Source organism: Kitasatospora sp. NPDC051164, from assembly GCF_044455625.1.
In the GTDB taxonomy this organism is placed as follows: domain Bacteria; phylum Actinomycetota; class Actinomycetes; order Streptomycetales; family Streptomycetaceae; genus Kitasatospora.
The window spans coordinates 388,990-403,801 of the sequence record NZ_JBITFB010000002.1 but is presented as its reverse complement, the minus strand read 5'-3'; the positions used below and the strand labels follow the sequence as shown (position 1 = coordinate 403,801).

Genomic DNA, 14,812 nt, shown 5'->3' with positions numbered 1-14,812 from the left:
TAACCTCCCGAGCAAGGGGAAGGGACCACCACATGACCACCACGCTGCGCCCCGAGGGCCCGGAGACACCCACCGCGGCCGGTGGCCGCACCAGACGCTGGCGGATCCTGTCGAACGGCCACCCGGTCGGCACACTGCGCACCACCTCCACCCCGTACGGAGGCCAACTCTGGGGTGAGATATCGGAGTTGGAAGTCACCGAAGGGCGCGGCCGGGGCCGCGGCACGTTCGGCGCGCTGGCCGCGGAGGAGGTGCTGCGCCACTGGGGCTGCGTCCGGGTGGACGCCAGGATCCCCGAATCGGCGCCGATCGCCCGCGCCCTCGCCGCCACCCTCGGCTACACCGAGCGGATGCGGACCCTGAACAAGCGCCTGACCGACGCCCCCGCCCTGCCCGCCGGACTGACCGCGCGCCCGATCGAGGCCGCGGCACTTCAGGCCTGGCTCGACGGGGGCGCGGAGCGCTTCGCCCACTCGCTCGTGGCCTCCGGCCTCACCGAGGAGCAGGCGCGCGCCAAGTCGGGCGGCGACCGGCGGAACCTGCTCCCGCAGGGCGCCGAGACCCCCGGCGCCGTCCTGAGCAGCCTGTACGACGCCGCCGGCGGATCGGAACCGTGCGGCTCGATCTGGGTGGCCCTCCACCTGCGCGACCTGCCGGACGGCGAACCGCTCGCCTGGGTGATGGTCGTGGAGGTGCTCCCGGGCCACCGGGGCCGCGGACACGGCCGCGCCCTGATGCTGCTCGCCGAGCGGGAGTGCCTCGCCGCCGGCGTGCGCAACCTCGGCCTCAACGTCTTCGCCGACAACGAGATCGCCATCCGGCTCTACGACTCGCTCGGCTACTCGGCCACCGAGCGCCTCTACGGCAAGGCGCTCTGACGTGCCGTCAGGAAGCCCGCGACGCCTCGATGACGGCCGTGATCCGCTCCCGCAGACCGTCCTGGCTCTGCCCGCCGTCCAGGCGCTCGCCGCCGATCACGTACGTCGGCGTGCCCGTGACCCCGATCGCCTTCCCCTCGGCCTGGTCGGAGTCGACGGTCAGCATGTGCCGGCCGTCGATCAGCGCGGTGTCGACCTCCTCGACGTCCACCCCGACCTCGCGGGCGACGTCCAGCAGCACCTGCTGCCCCCGCGCGTCCAGCTCCTCGACCCGGGCCAGCAGCGCCTCCACGAACGGCCAGCCGAGCCCCTGGGCGAACGCCTCCTCGGCCGCCTCCGCGGCGGCGTAGGCGTGCTTGTGCTTCTCCAGCGGGAAGTGCCGCAGCTCCACGGGCAGCGCGTCGCCGTACTGCGCGCGCAGCGCCCGTACGTCGTCCAGCGCGGTACGGCAGTCCGGGCACTGCAGGTCGCACCAGAACTCAAGGCGGGGGAGGGAACCATCGATCATTCCCCCAGTGTTCCACTAGTGGGCGCCCGCTCCGGCCGGTGGTGCGCCCGAGGGCGGACCGACAGGGAGGCACCGATGACCAGGACCACCGGACGCGAAGGGGTGGCCCCGTGCTGAGCGCGGCGATCAGCTTCATCCTCACCGCGGGCGGGGTCGCAGTCGCGGGCCTGCGGGCCTACAAGCGGCGCTTCCTGTCGGCGACCCGCTGGTTCGCGGTCGCCCTGCTGCCCGCCGGGCTCTACCTGACCGGGCTGTTCCCGCTGGCGAGCACGATCGGCCGGGCGTTCGCCGACTGGGCGGCGAACCTGGTCTTCGACCCCCGGGTGTGGGCCGGCATCGTGCTGCTCGGGGTCTCCGCCGTCCTGCTGGTCACCACCCGCTGGGTGGGCCGCCGCGGCGCCGTCGAGGCCTCGCCGGAGCGCCCCGCGGCCGCCGGACCGGCGCCCGAGCGCCCGGCGGTGGCACCGGCGCCCAAGGCGGCGAAGAAGCAGGGTGGCGGCAAGCGCGACGACGGCCTCGGCGACTTCGACGACATCGAGGAGATCCTCCGCAAGCGCGGGATCTGACCGCCGCATCCGACCGCCGGATCCGAGGGCGGGATCCCGAACGCGGGATCCCGCTCAGGCGGAGGGGACGGCCTCGGCCGAGCGCTGGCGAGCCCGGTACGCGGCGACGTGCAGCCGGTTGCCGCAGGTGCGGCTGTCGCAGTAGCGCCGGGAGCGGTTCCGGGAGAGGTCCACGAAGACCCGCGCGCAGTCCGGCGCCTCGCACCGGCGCAGCCGCTCCCGCTCGCCCGCCATGAGGATGAAGGCCAGCGCCATGCCCAGCTCGGCCGCCAGGTGGTCGCCGAGCGCGGCGTGCGGCGCGAAGTAGTGGATGTGCCAGTCGTGGTCGTCGTGGTTGGTCAGCCGGGGCGTCGTCCCGGCGGCCGCGACGATCGCGTTGACCAGCTCGGCGGCCTCCGCGGTGGATTCCGTCCCGAACACCTCGCGCAGCCGGGTGCGCAGCTCGTGCACCCGGCGCAGGTCGTCCTCGGTCAGCGAGTCGATCTCGCTGATCTCCTGGCGGACCACGAAGGCGTCGAGCGCGGCGACGTCCGGCAGCCGCTCGGCGCCGCACACCTCGGGTGCGGTGTTGAGCAGCTCCACGAGGATGCTCAGCGCGCACTCGGTGTCATGGGTGATCAGCACGTTGGGGGCTCCTCGCGCAGGGGGACTCCGATACCCCGCGTCCACGGTTACCCCCAGACCATACCGGGCCTTGTGCCAGAAGGGCGGCGCGTTCTTTCGAATGCGTGTACGGATCCCGTCAGAGCATCCGAAACCGGGCGTCGTCCCGCCGCTGCGCCCCCGGATCGGCGTACGGAGACCGCGGCTGGGCGCGACCCCGGACAGACGTCGGGGGGGGGGGGCGCCCCGCCGCCCGCCCCCCCCCCGCCCCGGCGCGCCGGGGGGCCGCGCGCCCGCGGGGGGGGGGGGGGGCGCGGGCGGGGCCCCCCCCCCCCGCGGCCCCCCCGCCTCGGCGTCGGTCGCCCGCGGCGGGGCGCCCCCCCGGACAGAGGTGGGCGCCGGCCCCCGCGCCGGGCCCCCCGTGGGGGGGGCGGGCCGGGGGGCGGGGCGCCTGCGGTGCTGTGGGCCCGCTCCGGTGGGAGCGGGCCATCCACCGGCCCCGAGACCGCGTCGTGCGCGGCTCAGTCCGCTGCCGTGCCCCCGAGTAGGACGGCTGCGATGACGGCAGGGGGTGCTGCTCCGCCGTCGGCGGGGCGTGACCGCCTCCGGCCGGGGTCAGCTTTCGGCGAGGATGTGGGACAGCTCCCGGTCGAGGTCGAAGTGGCGGTGTTCGGTGCCGGGCGGCACCGCGGCGTCCGTCCGCTTGAGGAACGACTCAAGCGCCCGGGCAGGGGCCTCCAGCAGGGCTTCTCCTTCCGGAGAGCTCAGCGCGATGCAGACCACCCCTTGCCCGTGACTGCGCGACGGCCACACCCGGACGTCGCCGGTACCGGTGGGTCGATGCAGCCCCTCCGCGAGGAGATCTCGGGCGAACACCCACTCCACGGTCTCGTCGGCGCCCGTGTGGAACGTCGCGTGCACGGCGTAGGGGTCGGCAGTGTCGTAGCGCAGGCCCGCGGGGACGGGCAGTGAGGACTCGCTGGACACGATGAGGCGCAGGTGCAGCTCGCAGCTGACCGTGGTGTTCATAAGCGCCATGGCCTTTCGCTCAGTGTGCGCTCGGGGAATCGCACGTCGGCGAACGGACCATCCCACCCCCAAGACCGATGTAAACCCCTCTGTCCCGATTCGGGCGCGAGTCGTACCCCTTACGGCGCATTGCGGAATCGTCGCGGAGCGGCCGGGCCGGGCATTACCGAGCCACTTCTTGGTTAGTTTCCTGGCATGACTGTGCGAAACGACAAGACGGGCGGGAACACGAGAACGGGTGAACCCGTCACGCCGGATGACACGGCGGTCGGCGGCTCCCGGGCGGTCGGCTCCCGGGCTCCGGCCTTCGTGCGCCGTTCCCGCGCTCTGCACCGGGCCTGGCAGGTGGCGGTCTTCCTGGTCGGCCTCGCCGTGGTCGGGCTCGGCGTGGTGATGCTGCCGCTGCCCGGCCCCGGCTGGGTGGTGATCTTCCTGGGCATGGGGATCTGGGCCACCGAGTTCGTCTGGGCCCGGCTGGCCCTGCGCTGGACCCGCCGCAAGGTCGCCGAGGCCGCCCGGCGGGCCCTGGACCCGCGGGTGCGCCGCCGCAACCTGACGGTCACCGCGATCGGGCTGGCCGCCGTCGTCGCGGTGGGGGCCTTGTACCTCGCCCGCTACGGCCTGGTCGTCCCCTGGCGGCTGGACGAGAGCTGAGCGGCCCGGGCCCGGGCCGGCGACCAGGGAGGGCGTTCGGACCACCCTCCGGGATGCGGTAATGTTTTCCCTGCACCCGGGCGATTAGCTCAGCGGGAGAGCACTTCGTTCACACCGAAGGGGTCACTGGTTCGATCCCAGTATCGCCCACCGGAATGCATTGTGATATGTGAGGCCCGGCCGATTATCGGCTGGGCCTTACATGTATTTCCGGAATCCGCCTGAAGGGCCGTCGGTAATCGGCTGAAGCACAGTCACCTTCCGCATGGAGCGCGAGTTCTGTGGATGTGTCGGCGGTACCCCGGAACGGGCGAGTTGTACGACACCCCCCGAATGGTGCTACAGTTCTTCTCGTTGCCCGGGCGATTAGCTCAGCGGGAGAGCACTTCGTTCACACCGAAGGGGTCACTGGTTCGATCCCAGTATCGCCCACCGGACAGCACGCAGGCCCTGACCAGGAAACCGGTCAGGGCCTGCGGCGCGTTCCGGGCCCGAGCTTCCGGGGCCGCCCGCTACGCCGCCGCCTCGCAGCCGTGCTCCGGTTCCAACCGGCGCCCGCAGCCGCACCGGGCCGGCCGCAGCGGCCACGAGAGGTCCACCCGCTCCGCCACCCCCGAGCGGTCGAACCAGCTCTGCAGCCCGCGTGCCTGCGCCGCGTGCCAGACCCCCTGTCGCAGGTGCAGCTCAGCCGCCGTCAGCCCGCCGAGCGCCGCCGGGTAGCGGGCGCCTATTCGCCGGGTCAGCGCCAGCGCCGCCGTCGCGTCCGCCCCCGCGTCGTGCGCCCCGGCCAGCTCCACGCCGTAGTGGGCACACAGGTCGGTCAGGGTCCGGCGGCCCTTGCGGTAGCGGTCCACGTGCTTGTCCAGCACCCGCGGATCCAGCACCTGCAGCCCGGCCGCCGCCAGGCCGCCGACCAGCGTGAGCCCGTGATGGCGGCGCAACTCCCGGTCCAGCAGCGTCAGGTCGTAGGGCGCGTTCATCACCACCACCGGGTGCCCGGCCCGGGCCTCGGCCGCCAGTGCGCGGGTGACCTCCGCCACCACCGAGCGGGCCGGCCGGCCGTGCAACCGGACGTGCTCGTCGGTGATGCCGTGCACCGCGCGGGCGCCGTCCGGGATCGGAACGCCCGGATCGGCGAGCCAGGTGGTGGTCCGCACCGGTGCGCCCGGGGCGAGTTGGACGACCAGGGCGGCGGAGACGATCCGATCGTGCTCCACGTCCACGCCGGTGGTCTCGGTGTCGAAGGAGGCGAGTGGGCCGGTGTACCAGTGCTGCTGCATGACTGCCCCTCAGGCAAGCGTTCCGCGCCCGGTTGATACCCGGTTCTGACGGCCCTTCAACCCGTTTGGCCCAGGCCGGACCGGGGATCCTGCCCATGACCGTCCCGTTCGAATCGACTGTCCCGTTCGAATCCGGACGGGCCCGGAGCCGGGGGAGGCCACGGGCGATGGCACTGACACAGCCGCAGCCCGAAGAAGCGGCGGCCGTCCTGCGCGGGAACCTCGCGGTCACCGCCTGCATGGAGACGCTGCAGGTCGGCTATCTGCACGCGGTCGCCGCCGCGGCCGGCTGCTCGCTCTCCCAGCCGTTCCCGGACAACGGCATCGACTGGCAGGTCAACCACGGGTCCCGGGCGCACGAGGTGGACGACGAGGTCACCATCAAGATCCAGCTCAAGGCCACCCAGCAGATCGCGCCCTCCCCGGCCGGGCGGTTCTTCAGCTTCACGCTGGACAACGACCACCTGCGCAAACTCGCCCGGGCCCGGGTCGCCGTGCCCCGGATCCTGGTCGTGATGCTGCTGCCGAGCCGGGTCGACCACTGGCTGCGGGCCCGCCCGGACGCCCTGGAGCTGCGGCACTGCTGCTACTGGGTCAACCTGGCCGGCCACCCGGTCACCGGACAGCGGCGCACCAACGTCCGGGTGCCCACCGACAAGGTCTTCGACGACCGCGCGCTCTGCGACATCATGGCCCGGGTCGGCGCGGGCGGCAGCCCGTGACCGCCCGGCCCCGGCAGTCAGGGCGTGTCTTGCGGATCCTTGCCGGGTCCGCGACGCCAGCAAGATCCACAAGACACGCCCTAGGAGCCGACCCCATGACACCGCCGTACGGACCGGGTGAGCCGGCCCAGGCCCTGCCCGACCCGGCCACCGTCGACCCCGCGGTGCTGGCCACCCTGCTCGCCCGGCACGGCTGGGTCCGCCGCGGCGGACCGGCCGCCCGCTACGGCCGCTGGACCCCGCCCGACGACGAACCCGGCACCAGCCTCCTCGTCCCCGCCGGAGACGGCTTCGACGACGCCGTCGAACTCCTCGCCGACGCCGTCACCGCGCTCTCCCGCTCCCGCACCCCCTCGGCCCGATCGATCCTGCTCGCCCTCGCCGTCCCCGGCGACGAACTGCGCTGGCGCCGCGAACCGCCCGGCTCCGCCGAGGCCACCCCCTGGGACGACGCCGAGCGGCTCCGGCAGGCGGCACGCGGGATGCTCGCCGCCGGAGCCAAGGCCGCCCGGACCAGGGCCGCCTACTTCGGAGCCCGGCTGGACGGCCCCGCCGGGGACTTCCTGGACCGCGTCCTGGTGGTCGAACAAGGCACCGCCCTCACTGCCCACACCCCCGCCCCCGAAGGCCGCGCCGCCGTCACCACCCTCGTCCGCGCCCTGGAGGCGCTGCGCGACGCGGTCGACTACCGCCGGGTCAGCGGCGGGCCCGAGGCCTTTGAGAACGCTGTCCAGGCCGGGGTCAGCCGGGAACTCGTCCAATCCGTCGAGGAACTCGTACGCGGCGCGACCGCGGCCCGGCTCACCGTCGCCTGGTCGCCCGCCGCCGGCACCCCGGGCGGCTTCGGGGACCGCCGGGTCGTCCTCGACTTCTCACCCGGCGACCTGCCCGCCCTGGCCGAGGCCGCCGAGCTGCTGGAACGGATCGAGCCTGCCGTCGCCGTCACCGTGGTCGGCGTGGTCACCCGGCTCAAGCGCGCCGACCCGGCCGGCCCGGGCTCGGTACGGCTGCGCGTCCTCGGCGGCGCCGAGGTCCGCGAACTCAAGCTCCGACTGCCCGATCCCGACTACCGGCTTGCCGCCGAGGCCCACCTCGCCGGGCTGCCGGTCCGGATCTCCGGCCGGCTCGAGCGGCACGGCGGCTTCCGCCGGCTGACCCGCCCGCACGGACTGGAACTGTGCGGCTGGGAGGAAGAGGACCGCGAGCGGCTGCTGAAGTCGCTCGGAGAGGGGACGGAGGAAGGGGGAGAAGGGACGTAGGTGGACGGCGGGGGCGGCGCTCTCGGTACCATCGTCACGCGCAGCGCAGTGTTGCGTCCTCTGAAATCCAGCACGTCAGGAGAGACCGGTGACGGACGTCCGGGTAATCATCAACCGCGAACCCGATCGGGAAGAGCGCGTGGTGACCACGGGCACTACGGCCGCCGAGCTCTTCGCCGACGACCGCTCGATCATCGCCGCCCGCGTCGGCGGCCAGCTCAAGGACCTCGCCTACGTCCTCCAGGACGGCGACGAGGCCGAGCCGGTCGCGATCGGCAGCAAGGACGGCCTCGACATCCTGCGCCACTCCACTGCGCACGTCATGGCCCAGGCCGTGCAGCAGCTCTACCCCGAGGCCAAGCTCGGTATCGGCCCGCCGGTCAAGGACGGCTTCTACTACGACTTCGACGTCGAGAAGCCGTTCCACCCCGATGACCTCAAGGCCATCGAGAAGCGCATGCAGGAGATCATCAAGCGCGGGCAGAAGTTCTCCCGCCGCGTGGTCACCGACGAGTCCGCCCGCGAGGAGCTGGCCGCCGAGCCGTACAAGCTCGAGCTGATCGGCCTCAAGGGCTCCGCCGCCACCGCCGGCGAGGGCGCCGACGTCGAGGTCGGCGCCGGCGAGCTCACCATCTACGACAACCTGGACGCCAAGAGCGGCGAGCAGTGCTGGGGCGACCTCTGCCGCGGCCCGCACCTGCCCAGCACCCGGCACATCCCGGCGTTCAAGCTGATGCGCAACGCGGCCGCCTACTGGCGCGGCAGCGAGCGCAACCCGATGCTCCAGCGCATCTACGGCACCGCCTGGCCGACCAAGGACGAGCTCAAGGCCCACCTGGACTTCCTCGTCGAGGCCGAGAAGCGCGACCACCGCAAGCTCGGCAACGAGCTCGACCTCTTCTCCATCCCCGAGGAGATCGGCTCCGGCCTCGCCGTCTTCCACCCCAAGGGCGGCATCATCCGCCGCGCGATGGAGGACTACTCGCGCAAGCGGCACGAGGAAGAGGGCTACGAGTTCGTCTACACCCCGCACGCCACCAAGGGGAAGCTCTTCGAGAAGAGCGGCCACCTCGACTGGTACGCGGACGGTATGTACCCGCCCATGCAGCTCGACGAGGGCGTGGACTACTACCTCAAGCCGATGAACTGCCCGATGCACAACCTGATCTTCGACGCGCGCGGCCGCTCGTACCGTGAACTGCCGCTGCGCCTCTTCGAGTTCGGGACGGTGTACCGGTACGAGAAGTCGGGTGTGGTGCACGGTCTGACCCGCGCCCGCGGCTTCACGCAGGACGACGCCCACATCTACTGCACCCGCGAGCAGATGGCGGAGGAGCTCGACTCCACGCTGACCTTCGTGCTCAACCTCCTCCGTGACTACGGTCTGACCGACTTCTACCTGGAGCTGTCGACCAAGGACCCGGTCAAGTACGTCGGTTCGGACGAGACCTGGGAGGAGGCCACCCGTGTCCTGGCGGCCGTGGCCGAGAAGCAGGGCCTGCCGCTGGTGCCGGACCCGGGCGGCGCGGCCTTCTACGGCCCGAAGATCTCGGTGCAGGCCAAGGACGCCATCGGCCGTACCTGGCAGATGTCGACCATCCAGCTGGACTTCAACCTGCCCGAGCGCTTCGACCTCGAGTACACCGCGGCGGACGGCTCGCGTCAGCGGCCGGTCATGATCCACCGCGCGCTGTTCGGCAGCATCGAGCGGTTCTTCGCGGTGCTGCTGGAGCACTACGCCGGCGCCATGCCGCCGTGGCTGGCCCCGGTCACCGTGACCGGCATCCCGATCACCGACGAGCACGTGCCGTACCTGCTGGAGGTCGCGGCCGAGCTCAAGAAGCACGGGATCCGGGTCGAGGTGGACACCTCGGACGACCGCATGCAGAAGAAGATCCGCAACGCCCAGAAGACCAAGGTCCCGTTCATGCTCATCGCGGGCAACGACGACGTCGAGGCGGGCGCGGTGTCCTTCCGCTACCGCAACGGCGAGCAGAAGAACGGCGTGCCGGTGGCGGACGCCGTCGCCGAGATCGTGGACGCGGTGAAGAACCGTATCCAGGTGTGACAGTTTCCCCGCCTGAGCGGGGGTGGCCCGAACCCGATGTTCCAGCGGATCTGGGGCACAGCAGTAGGCCCCGCCTTGGCGGGGATGCGCGGGGCAGGCTCTTCAAGAGTCTGCCCCGCGCGGCTTTGCAAGCACCGTCGGGCGAATATGCTGATCAGCATGACGACTGAGCCGGAACTGCAGCGGGGCGTCGGGGAGCCGGACGGCTTCCGCCGCCTGTGGACCCCCCATCGGATGGCGTACATCCAGGGTGAGAACAAGCCCACCGGCCCGGCTCCGGACGACGGTTGTCCGTTCTGCTCGATCCCGTCGCTGAGCGACGAGGACGGGCTGGTCGTCGCCCGGGGGAACGCCGTGTTCGCGGTGCTGAACCTGTACCCGTACAACGGCGGGCACCTGATGGTGGTCCCGTACCGGCACGTGGCTGACTACACGGACCTGGACGAGGCGGAGACGGCCGAGCTGGCGGACTTCACCAAGAAGGCGATGACCGCGCTGCGGGCGGCCTCCGGGGCGCACGGGTTCAACATCGGGATGAACCAGGGTGCGGCGGCCGGTGCCGGGATCGCGGCGCACCTGCACCAGCACGTGGTGCCGCGCTGGGGCGGGGACACGAACTTCATGCCGGTGGTCGGCCACACCAAGGTGCTGCCGCAGTTGCTGGCGGACACCCGCAAGATGCTGGCCGAGGTCTGGCCGCAGGGCTGACCCGGAGCGGACGCGAGAAGGGGCCAGGCACCGAGGAGATCGGTGGCGGGCCCCTTCGTCGTGCGCGGCCGGCTCAGCCGGCGTTGAACGTGTCGACGTCGTACGGCCGGGGGCTCTGCGCCTCGGACTTGATGATCGAGGTGCGGTTCTTGAAGAACCGGTCGGCGTCGAGGTCGTGCTCCCGCAGGAACTCCAGGGTGGCGCTGTGGACCGCGTTGAGCACCGGGACGGAGGCGTTCATCGCGTTGTCGACCATGGAGCGGTTGTCCCAGGCGCGGCCGACCCAGACGTGCCGCAGGCCGAAGGGTTCGGGCAGGCCGAGCCCGCCGCCGAGCCAGCCGAGCAGGCCGGGCATCCGGTAGAAGGGGGCGCGGACGGCCTGGCGGACGACCTCGTCGTTGTCGATCAGGGGGAGCTTGACGGTGCGCTCCTCCCAGAACTTCACGGTCTTGGCGACCGTCTTCTCCTTGTCCTTGGGCTTGTCGAAGAAGACGCCCTTGACGGGGCCGAGTGCGTAGCCGGCCACCGCGATGGTCAGGACGTCGGCGAGCAGGGTCACCGTGATGGTGAAGGTGAGGACCAGCTTGCCGTCGTGGGTGATGAACTGGGTGGCGAGGTAGTGCCGGGGGCCGCCGGAGAAGGTCTGCTTGTCGGCGATGGTCTGCACGGCGAAGTCGCGCATCCGGTCGCCGTCCATGTCGGCGTTTCCGGGGCGGCTGATCTCGTCGGCGCCCTCGCCGATGTCGAAGACCACCCACTGCTTGATGGTGACGTTGGGCATGCCGCTGTTGGCGACGTGGCTGATGCCGAGGCCCTTGAGGTGGGAGGAGATCCGGCGGACCAGGTCCCAGGGGTGGAAGGCGCGGAAGTCGACGTGGCCCTCGGCGGGGTGGAGGGTGTCGGCGAGGCGCCACTCGCCCCAGCGTCGGCCGGCGCCGAGGATGCCCTTGGGGCCGGCGTAGTGGTGGACGTTGGTCTCCTGCTCGGCGTCCAGGCGGCCGAGCTTGTCGCGCAGGTCGGTGGCCTTCTTGTCGAGGTCGTCGCGGGGGACGGCCTTGGCGACGGTGGCGGCGACGGCGGAGCCCTCGACCAGGGACTGCCAGCGGGCGCGCAGGTCCTTGGCGAAGCGCTCGACGATCTGGCGGGCGAGGAACCAACCGATGACCGGGGCCAGCATCGTGACGCGCAGGTAGATGCCGAGGAGGCCGGCGGCCTGCGGGCGCAGCACGAGGAAGACGGCGAGGGCGGCGGCCAGGGCGAGGGTGATGCCGCCGTAGGCGGCGGCGTTCTTCGGGTTGTCCCGTTTGAGCCAGGCGCGCACCTGGAAGGCGGCGAGCCAGAGCAGGGTGCCGGGGAGGAAGAGTCCGCCGGTGATCAGGGTGACGGTGGTGAGCTGCCGGTCGCGGGTGGTGCGCAGTTCCTCGGCGGCCAGGCAGTGTTCGACGACCTGGCGGGTGTCGACACCGAAGGACGGGACGATCGGTTTGCGGTCGCCGCCGAGGGCGCGGGAGACCAGCGCCTTGCTGAAGGCCTCGCCGAGGTTGGGGCGGAAGAGGGCGAAGCGGCCCTTCTTCTCCTTGGCGTCGGTGACGGCCGCGACGAAGCCGCCGATCTCGCCGTCGCGGTAGGCGGCCGAGGAGAGCGCCTGGGTGACGGCAGTCTGCGGGCCGGCGTCGGTCCGGGGTATCTGCGCACCCGGGGTCATGTCGAGTGTGGTCACGGTGGCGTCCCCTCCTCCCCTTGTCAGCGGCAGGTTACCGTGCCGTGGCACCCCGGCGCGGATGATCGTCTGAAGTACCGTCACGATCCGGCCGTACCGGTCCTGAGAGGCATGATGCCCAGGTTCGGGCAGGTCGATACCCGGCGGAGCGGGCCGGGGTGGGGCGGAGGAGGATGGTGGGAGAAGCGAGGAAAGGGGAGCCGCTGTGAAGGATCCGGTGCTGGTCTTCGATGGGGACTGCGCGTTCTGTTCGTCCTGCGTGCGGTGGGCGGAGCGTTACCTGCGGCAGACGCTGGCCTCGGGGGGCTGGGAGGCGATGGCGTTCCAGTTCGCGGACCTCGGGGCGTGGGACGAACACGCGGGCGGCCGGGGCGAGGTGTCGGCCGAGCGGGCGGAGCGCGAGGTGTTGTGGGTGACACCGACCGGGCGGGTGTACGGCGGCGCGCAGGCGGTTGCGCGGTTGCTGATGCGCTCCGGTGGGGTGTGGGCGTACCTGGGCGCGGTGTTGACGGCGCCGCCGGTGCGGCCGGTGGCGGCTCTGGTGTACCGGTGGGTGGCGCGTAACCGGCACCGGATGCCGGGGGGTACGGCGGCGTGCGCGCTGCCGAACCGCAAGGCCGTCCAGCCGTAGGTCCGTCCGGCTGTCGGTCCTCCCGGCCGTGAGCCCGGTCGGCCGTAAGTCCGCCCGGTGGTGGGGATGTTCAGCCGGTGTGGCGCTCGGCGAGGGCGGTCGGCATGGGTTCGTGGCGCAGGTAGGCGCGGGTGAACTCGGCGGTGCCGTGGGTGAGGGAGCGCAGGTCGACCGGGTAGCGGACGAGTTCGAGTTCGGGGACCTCGGCGCGCAGCAGGGTGAGGCCGGATCCGCCGGTCTCGGTGCCGAGGACCCGGCCGCGGCGGGCGGAGAGGTCGCCGAGGACGGCGCCGAGGTAGTCGTCGGGCAGCAGGATGCTGACGGCGGCGACGGGTTCGAGCAGGCGGATGACGGCGTGCTCGGCGGCGTCGCGCAGGGCGAGGGCGGCGGCGTTCTGGAAGGCCGCGTCGGAGGAGTCGACGGAGTGGGCCTTGCCGTCGGTGAGGGTGACCCGGACGTCGATGAGCGGGTATCCGGTGGAGACGCCCTTGGCGAGCTGGGCGCGGACGCCCTTCTCGACGGAGGGGATGAAGTGCTTGGGGACGGCGCCGCCGACGACGTGTTCCTGGAACTCGAAGCCGGAGCCGGCCGGGAGGGGTTCGACTTCGAGGTCGCAGATGGCGTACTGGCCGTGGCCGCCGGACTGCTTGACGAGGCGGCCGTGTCCGGCGGCGGCGGTGCCGAAGGTCTCGCGCAGGGCGACCTTGGGTTCGACGGTGTCGACGTGGACGTTGTGGCGGGTGCGCAGGCGGTCGAGGACGACTTCGGCGTGGGCCTCGCCGGTGCACCAGAGGACGAGCTGGTGGGTGTCCGGGTTCTGTTCGAGGCGTAGGGCCGGGTCCTCGGCGGTGAGGCGGTTGAGGGCCTGGGAGAGCTTGTCGTCGTCGGCCTTGCTGTGGGCTTCGACGGCGATCGGGAGCAGGGGTTCGGGGAGGGTCCAGCCGTCGAGTTCGACGGGGTGGCCGGGGTCGTGGACGGTGTCGCCGGCGCGGGCGGTGAGTTTGGCGGCGCAGACGAGGTCTCCGGCGACGGCGTGCGGGACGGGGCGCTGGAGTTTGCCGAACGGGCTGGTGAGGGCGGTGACGCGTTCGTCGCCGTTCTGGTCGGCGGTGTGGGCGGGGCCGACGAGGTGGATCTTGGTGTCGGGGCGCAGGGTGCCGGCGTACACGCGCAGCAGGCTGATCCGGCCGACGTAGGCGTCGCCGGTGACGCGGACGACCTGGGCGGCGAGCGGGGCGTCGGGGTCGCAGGCGGGGCCGGGGCGGGTGCGTTCGGTGGGGTCGGGGAAGGTGTGCGCGATGAGGTCGAGGAGTTCGGCGGCGCCGAGGCCGTTCTCGCTGGTGGGGACGGCGGGGTGGAGGGTGCAGTCGAGGACTTCGCGGCGCAGGCCGGCTTCGAGGGCGTCGGCGTCGAGGGTGTCGCCGGCGAGGTAGCGCTCCATGAGGGTGTCGTCCTGGCCGGAGATGGCCTCGACGAGGCTGTCGTGGGCGGGGCCGGTGTCGGGGAGCGGGGTGGCGTCGCCGTAGGTGTCGCCGGTGAGCAGGTCGACGCTGCCGTCGGGCCGGCCGTCGTGGAGGACGGGCAGGAAGAGCGGGCGGAGGGTGTCCGGGCCCAGGTCGAAGGCGTCGTGGCAGGCGGTGAGGATGTCGTCGAAGCCGGTGCGGGCGACGTCGAGTTTGGCGACGGCGATGGCGCGGGGGATGCCCTCGGCGGCGCATTCGCGCCACAGGGCGCGGGTGGGGGCGGTGACCGGGTCGGTGGCGGAGACGACGAAGACGGCGGCGTCGGCGGCGTGCAGGGCGGCGCGCAGGTCGGCGGTGAAGTCGGGGTGGCCGGGCGGGTCGATCAGGTTGATCTTGACGCCCTTCCATTCGAGCGGCAGCACGGAGAGCTGGACGGAGCGCTGCTGCTGGTGCTCGATGTCCTCGTGGTCGGAGACGGTGGTGCCGTCGGTGACGCGGCCGGCCCGGCCGGTGGCTCCGGCGGCGTGGGCGAGGGATTCGGCGAGGGTGGTCTTGCCCACACCGCTGGGGCCGATGAGGACGACGTTGCGCAGGTCCCGGGGGCCGGTGACGGCGGGTGCCTGGCCGGCTCGTACCGTGCTGCGGTCGGGCATCGGGGTCTCCTCCCGTGGCGCCGAGGCTGTCCATCGCAGTCTAGGGTCGGGTGTCGCGGTGGCGCGTGTC

Annotated in this window: 14 protein-coding genes and 2 tRNA genes; 10 read left to right on the top strand and 6 right to left on the bottom strand. The window is 72.4% G+C overall.

The window, feature by feature from the left end; genetic code table 11:
* Window positions 1-32 precede the first annotated feature (32 nt).
* Window positions 33-878 carry a GNAT family N-acetyltransferase gene (locus ACIBEC_RS04375; RefSeq protein WP_360498429.1) on the top strand — a complete coding sequence of 282 codons (846 nt, stop codon included), beginning with the start codon at window positions 33-35 and terminating at the stop codon, window positions 876-878.
* A gap of 7 nt (window positions 879-885) precedes the next feature.
* Here ACIBEC_RS04375 and ACIBEC_RS04370 read toward each other — a convergent pair whose 3' ends face one another.
* Window positions 886-1,386, bottom strand: coding sequence for a DsbA family protein (locus ACIBEC_RS04370; RefSeq protein WP_360498431.1), 501 nt, complete (start codon window positions 1,384-1,386; stop codon window positions 886-888).
* A gap of 110 nt (window positions 1,387-1,496) precedes the next feature.
* On the opposite strand from ACIBEC_RS04370, the gene ACIBEC_RS04365 reads away from it, so the two are divergent.
* Complete coding sequence (locus ACIBEC_RS04365) at window positions 1,497-1,952, top strand: hypothetical protein (RefSeq protein WP_360498433.1); 456 nt, start codon at window positions 1,497-1,499, stop codon at window positions 1,950-1,952.
* Between the two features lie 54 nt (window positions 1,953-2,006).
* Here the strand turns inward: ACIBEC_RS04365 and ACIBEC_RS04360 are convergent, their stop codons facing one another.
* Entirely contained in the window at window positions 2,007-2,576 is a 570-nt protein-coding gene (locus ACIBEC_RS04360; protein ID WP_360498435.1) for a CGNR zinc finger domain-containing protein, read from the bottom strand.
* 594 nt (window positions 2,577-3,170) lie between these two features.
* Entirely contained in the window at window positions 3,171-3,584 is a 414-nt protein-coding gene (locus ACIBEC_RS04355; RefSeq protein ID WP_030056266.1) for an SsgA family sporulation/cell division regulator, read from the bottom strand.
* 195 nt (window positions 3,585-3,779) lie between these two features.
* On the opposite strand from ACIBEC_RS04355, the gene ACIBEC_RS04350 reads away from it, so the two are divergent.
* The 3 genes from ACIBEC_RS04350 (at window position 3,780) to ACIBEC_RS04340 (ending at window position 4,670) form a co-directional block, all read left to right on the top strand.
* A complete protein-coding gene (locus tag ACIBEC_RS04350; RefSeq protein WP_360498437.1) occupies window positions 3,780-4,238 on the top strand; it encodes a TIGR02611 family protein in 459 nt (152 codons plus the stop codon).
* Window positions 4,239-4,316: 78 nt separating this feature from the next.
* Window positions 4,317-4,388 (top strand) — tRNA-Val (locus ACIBEC_RS04345).
* A gap of 210 nt (window positions 4,389-4,598) precedes the next feature.
* Window positions 4,599-4,670, top strand: a tRNA-Val gene (locus ACIBEC_RS04340).
* A gap of 80 nt (window positions 4,671-4,750) precedes the next feature.
* Here ACIBEC_RS04340 and ACIBEC_RS04335 read toward each other — a convergent pair.
* Window positions 4,751-5,518 carry an exonuclease domain-containing protein gene (locus tag ACIBEC_RS04335; RefSeq protein WP_360498439.1) on the bottom strand — a complete coding sequence of 256 codons (768 nt, stop codon included), beginning with the start codon at window positions 5,516-5,518 and terminating at the stop codon, window positions 4,751-4,753.
* Window positions 5,519-5,685: 167 nt separating this feature from the next.
* Between ACIBEC_RS04335 and ACIBEC_RS04330 the strand changes: the two genes are divergently transcribed.
* The 4 genes from ACIBEC_RS04330 (at window position 5,686) to ACIBEC_RS04315 (ending at window position 10,275) form a co-directional block, all read left to right on the top strand.
* Window positions 5,686-6,240 carry a DUF4365 domain-containing protein gene (locus ACIBEC_RS04330; RefSeq protein WP_360498441.1) on the top strand — a complete coding sequence of 185 codons (555 nt, stop codon included), beginning with the start codon at window positions 5,686-5,688 and terminating at the stop codon, window positions 6,238-6,240.
* A 95-nt stretch (window positions 6,241-6,335) separates the two neighbouring features.
* Complete coding sequence (locus ACIBEC_RS04325; protein WP_360498443.1) at window positions 6,336-7,499, top strand: hypothetical protein; 1,164 nt, start codon at window positions 6,336-6,338, stop codon at window positions 7,497-7,499.
* Between the two features lie 88 nt (window positions 7,500-7,587).
* The gene (gene thrS / locus ACIBEC_RS04320; protein WP_360498445.1) at window positions 7,588-9,567 is read left to right on the top strand and encodes a threonine--tRNA ligase; all 1,980 of its coding nucleotides are present in this window, start codon (window positions 7,588-7,590) and stop codon (window positions 9,565-9,567) included.
* 147 nt (window positions 9,568-9,714) lie between these two features.
* Window positions 9,715-10,275: an HIT domain-containing protein gene (locus ACIBEC_RS04315; protein WP_360498447.1), complete on the top strand. Its 561-nt coding sequence runs from the start codon at window positions 9,715-9,717 to the stop codon at window positions 10,273-10,275.
* A gap of 73 nt (window positions 10,276-10,348) precedes the next feature.
* Here the strand turns inward: ACIBEC_RS04315 and ACIBEC_RS04310 are convergent, their stop codons facing one another.
* Window positions 10,349-11,995, bottom strand: coding sequence for a hypothetical protein (locus tag ACIBEC_RS04310; protein ID WP_360498449.1), 1,647 nt, complete (start codon window positions 11,993-11,995; stop codon window positions 10,349-10,351).
* A 205-nt stretch (window positions 11,996-12,200) separates the two neighbouring features.
* On the opposite strand from ACIBEC_RS04310, the gene ACIBEC_RS04305 reads away from it, so the two are divergent.
* Window positions 12,201-12,626 carry a DUF393 domain-containing protein gene (locus ACIBEC_RS04305; RefSeq protein ID WP_360498451.1) on the top strand — a complete coding sequence of 142 codons (426 nt, stop codon included), beginning with the start codon at window positions 12,201-12,203 and terminating at the stop codon, window positions 12,624-12,626.
* 70 nt (window positions 12,627-12,696) lie between these two features.
* Here ACIBEC_RS04305 and ACIBEC_RS04300 read toward each other — a convergent pair whose 3' ends face one another.
* Complete coding sequence (locus tag ACIBEC_RS04300; protein ID WP_360498453.1) at window positions 12,697-14,742, bottom strand: elongation factor G-like protein EF-G2; 2,046 nt, start codon at window positions 14,740-14,742, stop codon at window positions 12,697-12,699.
* Window positions 14,743-14,812 lie beyond the last annotated feature (70 nt).

What these genes read in the sequence shown, in the direction of transcription:
- ACIBEC_RS04375 (WP_360498429.1), top strand. Translation starts at nt 33, where the DNA reads ATGACCACCACGCTGCGCCCCGAGGGCCCGGAGACACCCACCGCGGCC.
- ACIBEC_RS04370 (WP_360498431.1), bottom strand. Translation starts at nt 1,386, where the DNA reads ATGATCGATGGTTCCCTCCCCCGCCTTGAGTTCTGGTGCGACCTGCAG.
- ACIBEC_RS04355 (WP_030056266.1), bottom strand. Translation starts at nt 3,584, where the DNA reads ATGAACACCACGGTCAGCTGCGAGCTGCACCTGCGCCTCATCGTGTCC.
- ACIBEC_RS04350 (WP_360498437.1), top strand. Translation starts at nt 3,780, where the DNA reads ATGACTGTGCGAAACGACAAGACGGGCGGGAACACGAGAACGGGTGAA.
- ACIBEC_RS04335 (WP_360498439.1), bottom strand. Translation starts at nt 5,518, where the DNA reads ATGCAGCAGCACTGGTACACCGGCCCACTCGCCTCCTTCGACACCGAG.
- ACIBEC_RS04330 (WP_360498441.1), top strand. Translation starts at nt 5,686, where the DNA reads ATGGCACTGACACAGCCGCAGCCCGAAGAAGCGGCGGCCGTCCTGCGC.
- ACIBEC_RS04325 (WP_360498443.1), top strand. Translation starts at nt 6,336, where the DNA reads ATGACACCGCCGTACGGACCGGGTGAGCCGGCCCAGGCCCTGCCCGAC.
- ACIBEC_RS04315 (WP_360498447.1), top strand. Translation starts at nt 9,715, where the DNA reads ATGCTGATCAGCATGACGACTGAGCCGGAACTGCAGCGGGGCGTCGGG.
- ACIBEC_RS04300 (WP_360498453.1), bottom strand. Translation starts at nt 14,742, where the DNA reads ATGCCCGACCGCAGCACGGTACGAGCCGGCCAGGCACCCGCCGTCACC.